The 2,353-nt window shown below is 73.9% G+C and carries 6 protein-coding genes; all 6 read left to right on the top strand.

Features of this window, described 5'->3' with window-relative positions; translation table 11 throughout:
• Positions 1-460, top strand: a 460-nt coding sequence (locus RIF68_RS34565) for a GGDEF domain-containing protein (protein WP_309055447.1), incomplete at its 5' end; no start/stop codon positions are given.
• The gene (locus RIF68_RS34560) at positions 457-900 is read left to right on the top strand and encodes a hypothetical protein (RefSeq protein WP_309055445.1); all 444 of its coding nucleotides are present in this window, start codon (positions 457-459) and stop codon (positions 898-900) included. The genes RIF68_RS34565 and RIF68_RS34560, both read left to right, overlap by 4 nt.
• A gap of 5 nt (positions 901-905) precedes the next feature.
• Positions 906-1,196 (top strand): hypothetical protein, encoded by a 291-nt coding sequence (locus RIF68_RS34555; RefSeq protein WP_309055449.1) that lies wholly within the window; start codon positions 906-908, stop codon positions 1,194-1,196.
• 20 nt (positions 1,197-1,216) lie between these two features.
• Entirely contained in the window at positions 1,217-1,420 is a 204-nt protein-coding gene (locus tag RIF68_RS34550) for a hypothetical protein (protein WP_309055443.1), read from the top strand.
• Entirely contained in the window at positions 1,420-1,905 is a 486-nt protein-coding gene (locus tag RIF68_RS34545) for a hypothetical protein (protein WP_309055442.1), read from the top strand. Before RIF68_RS34550 ends, RIF68_RS34545 begins: the two co-directional genes overlap by 1 nt.
• Positions 1,905-2,087 carry a hypothetical protein gene (locus tag RIF68_RS34540; RefSeq protein ID WP_266081922.1) on the top strand — a complete coding sequence of 61 codons (183 nt, stop codon included), beginning with the start codon at positions 1,905-1,907 and terminating at the stop codon, positions 2,085-2,087. The genes RIF68_RS34545 and RIF68_RS34540 overlap by 1 nt, the downstream gene beginning before the upstream one ends.
• Positions 2,088-2,353: the final 266 nt, after the last annotated feature.

Raw genomic sequence — 2,353 nt, 5'->3', positions numbered from 1 at the left:
GGTCCTCGTCGACCAGGACCACTTCAAGGCCGTAAACGACACGATGGGCCACCCGGCCGGGGACGCCGTCCTGGCGGCGACCGCCGCGCGGCTCACCGCGTGGGCGGGCCCGCGCGCCACCGTCGGCCGCCTCGGAGGCGATAAGTTCTCCGTCGTCCTGGAGTTGCCCGCCGCCCGCCTGGAGCAGCGCCTCGCGCAGCTGGTCCGGATGCTGCGCACCCCGGTCGTCCTCGAGGACGGCCGCACCGTCGACGTGGCCGCCTCGGTCGGCGCCGCGACCCCGCACATGGTCCGCTCCCGCGACCTGACCGTGCTGCAGCGGGCCGCCGATGCCGCGCTGTACGACGGCAAGCATTCGGGCCGCGCCGCCGTCGCCTCGCCCGCGCACACCACGGTGCCGTCCATCAACGGCCGCCGCGCCGGGCGCCCGGGAACGGCCGTCTGGGGGCGAGCCGCATGAGCACCGCGACCCTCCCGCAGGGCGACTGGATCCGCGGCATCAGCGTCCAGCAGCCGCACGCCACCTGCATCCTGACCGGCACCAAGGGCATCGAAAATCGCCCCAAGCCCTGGAGCTGGCGCGGCTGGATGCTCCTGCACGCGAGCCAGCGGATCGACCGGCCCGCCCTGCGCGTCCCGCTGATCGCCCGCACGATCCGCGGCCGCGAGCTGACCACCGCAGCCGTGATCGGCATCGCGCGCCTGGCCGACTGCCACCAGGACCCCGAAGGCTCCGAGCCCTGCACGCCGTGGGCGCAGGTCGGCACCTGGCACCTGGTCCTCCAGGACGTCCAAGAGCTGCCGCTGCCGGTCCCCGCCGCCGGGCAGCTCGGGCCCTGGAAGCCGACCGAGGACCTGCTGGACCGCGTGTTCCAGCAGCTGCCCGACTTCCGGCCGTGACCCGCCTGGGACGCACGAAGAAGGAGAAGCCGCCGTTCGAGCCGGGCCTGATCCCGGCTCCCGGCGAGCTTCTCGTCTGGCGCGACGGCCAGCACTTCGACCGCTGGCAGGACCTCCCCTGCGAGCTGTGCGACAAGCCCACGCCCATGCGCTCCCACTTCGGTGAGCCCGTGCATAAGGCATGCGCGGAGGGCTGGATCACCGCCAATCCCGTTGAGGCCCGCCTCGGGCGGTTCGCCTCCGACCTCACGCCGAAGCCCAAGTCCAAGGACAAGGGCCAAGGCGACCACGCCTGACCTCCACCTGGAGGACCTCCATGAGCAGCACCGACCGCGACGTCGACCACGCCCTCGCCTACCCCGAGCCGCCGGCCTCCCCGCTCTGGCACCGCCACGGCACGAAGGCCCGCCCGCTCACGCCCGCCCAGCAGCGGCGCAACCGCGAGCTGCTGGACATCGCACAGCGCACCACCCGACCCCGCTCCCCTCGCCCCACCAAGCCCCTGGCGGAGGCCAACTGATGGACACCAAACACTGCGTCATCGACGGCTGGGTCGACGACAGGCCCGCGCCCGGCCCGCGCATCGGGACCGCCACCTTCGACCTGATCGTCCGACCCGCCGACATCGACGCGCTCTCCGACGACGCCCCCGACACGGTCGTCACCTGCACCAGCGGCGACCCCCGCATCACGCACGAGCTGCTGAACGGCACACAGCCCGGCGACCTGCTGCGCGTCACCGGCACCCTGGTCCAGCCGCCGGCACCCGGCGAGCCCGCCCGGCTCACCGTCGACGCCCTGGAGGTCCTGGACACCGGACTCATCCCGGTCCTGCGGGACATGGTGATGGACCGGTACGGCGACTACTGCGTCATCTTCGACGCCGACCGCGAGAAGGTGCCCGTCTTCACCGCGCTCGGACAGTGGGTCGGCGAGGCGGACAACCCCGACGCCATCGCCACCCTCATCGACATCCACGAGCGCGTGAACGGCAGTGACGCCTGATGGCCACCACCAGCCCGCAGGCCCGCACGGTCCTGGAGCGGTTCCCCGCCGGAGGTCCCCGCGGTTCCTGGCCGGCCGAAGAGTACGCCGCCAGCCAGCGCGCCCAGGGCACCAACGCTCAGGTCGTCATGGACCTGCGCACCGACCAGTTCCTCGTGGTCACCGACACCACCACCCAGTAGCACCGCCCCGGAGCGCCGCGCCCCGCCCTTCCCGGCCGGGCGGGGCCCCTGCTTCCCCTTCCGCGCTGCACGGGCGGCACCCTCCGCCGGGGTTTGGGGTGCCGGGGGGGCCCGCCCACCCTGGCCCACCGCCGCCTCATACACCACCCCTCTGGCCCGGGCGGAGCGCGCCGTGGGCCGGCCCGACGGCCCGCCCCGCTACCTCGCGGGGGACGGGCTCGTGAAGCTCTCCGCCGCCTGGCTCATCGATCGGTCCGGGTTCGGCA

The organism is Streptomyces sp. (genome assembly GCF_031178505.1).
Lineage (GTDB): Bacteria > Actinomycetota > Actinomycetes > Streptomycetales > Streptomycetaceae > Streptomyces > Streptomyces gulbargensis.
The sequence above is the reverse complement of the archived record's forward strand: the minus strand, read 5'-3'. Positions and strand labels throughout refer to the sequence as shown.